At 65.0% G+C, this 1,636-nt stretch carries 1 protein-coding gene; it reads left to right on the top strand.

The annotated features are described in order from the left end of the window. Nucleotides 1-1,636, top strand: a 1,636-nt coding sequence (gene acs / locus DFO50_RS18700) for an acetate--CoA ligase (protein ID WP_112693019.1), incomplete at both ends; no start/stop codon positions are given.

Raw genomic sequence — 1,636 nt, forward strand, 5'->3', positions numbered from 1 at the left:
CCGTCTGCGAACGCGCGAACAACGATTACGAAGGCTTCTGGGCCGACCTGGCCCGCGAACTGCTGAGCTGGCACAAGCCGTTCACCCGCACCTTCGACGGCAGCAATGCCCCGTTCTTCAAATGGTTCGACGATGGCCTGCTGAACGTCTCCTACAATTGCCTTGACCGTCACCTCGACCAGCATGGCGACAAAACCGCCATCATTTTCGAGTCCGATGACGGCCAGTCCACCCCGATCAGCTACCGCAGCCTGTATGAACAGGTGTGCCAGTTTGCCAACGGCCTGAAAAAGCTCGGCGTGGAAAAGGGTGACCGCGTGGTCATCTACATGCCGATGACGGTGCAGGCCGTCATTGCCATGCAGGCTTGCGCCCGCATTGGCGCCATTCACTCGGTGGTGTTCGGCGGCTTCTCCGCCGGCGCGCTGCGCGACCGCATCATCGATGCCGGCGCCAAAATCGTCATTACCGCCAACGAAGGCATGCGCGGCGGCAAGACCGTGCCGCTGAAGGCGACCGTTGACGAAGCGCTGGACGCCGGCGGTTGCGACAGCATCGAGAAGGTTATCGTGCAGAAGCGTACCGCCGGCAATACGCCGATGGGTGCGCGCGACATCGGCTGGGACGAGCTGACCGCCGGCCTGCCGCTCGACTGCGAACCGACCTGGGTCGAAGCCGACCACCCGCTGTTTATCCTGTACACCTCCGGTTCGACCGGCAAGCCGAAGGGCATCCAGCATTCGAGCGCCGGCTATCTGCTCGGCGCCGCCAACAGCTTCCGCTGGGCGTTCGACTACAAGCCGGACGACGTGTTCTGGTGCACGGCCGACGTCGGCTGGATCACCGGCCACACCTACATCTGCTACGGCCCGCTGGCGATGGGCGCGACCCAGGTCGTGTTCGAAGGCGTGCCGACCTACCCGGACGCCAGCCGCTTCTGGAGCATGATCGAACGCCACAAGGTCACCACCTTCTACACCGCCCCGACGGCGATCCGCTCGCTGATCAAGCTCGGCGCCGATCTGCCGAAGCAGTTCGACCTGTCCAGCCTGCGCCTGCTCGGCACGGTCGGCGAGCCGATCAACCCGGAAGCGTGGATGTGGTACTACGAAGTGGTTGGCGGCGGTCGTTGCCCGATCGTCGACACCTGGTGGCAGACCGAAACCGGCAGCGCGATGATCGCGCCGATGCCGGGCGCGGTGGCGACCAAACCGGGCAGTTGCACCCTGCCGCTGCCGGGCATCATGGCCGATATCGTCGACGAATCCGGCGCGCCGGTCGAACTTGGCAACGGCGGCTTCCTGGTCATCAAGCGTCCGTTCCCGAGCCTGGTCCGCACCATCTGGAACGATGCTGACCGCTTCCGCAAGACCTACTTCCCGGACGAGTTCAACGGCCAGTACTACCTGGCCGGCGACTCGGCGCACCGCGACGAGGACGGCTATTTCTGGATCATGGGCCGTATCGACGACGTGCTGAACGTATCCGGTCACCGTCTGGGCACGATGGAAATCGAGTCGGCGCTGGTCGCCAACCCGCTGGTGGCCGAAGCCGCCGTGGTCGGCAAGCCGCACGAGGTCAAGGGTGAGGCCGTGGTGGCGTTCGTGGTGCTGAAGGGCCCGCGTCCGACCGGCGA

The organism is Microvirgula sp. AG722 (assembly GCF_003269145.1).
Classification (GTDB): Bacteria; Pseudomonadota; Gammaproteobacteria; order Burkholderiales; family Aquaspirillaceae; genus Microvirgula; species Microvirgula aerodenitrificans.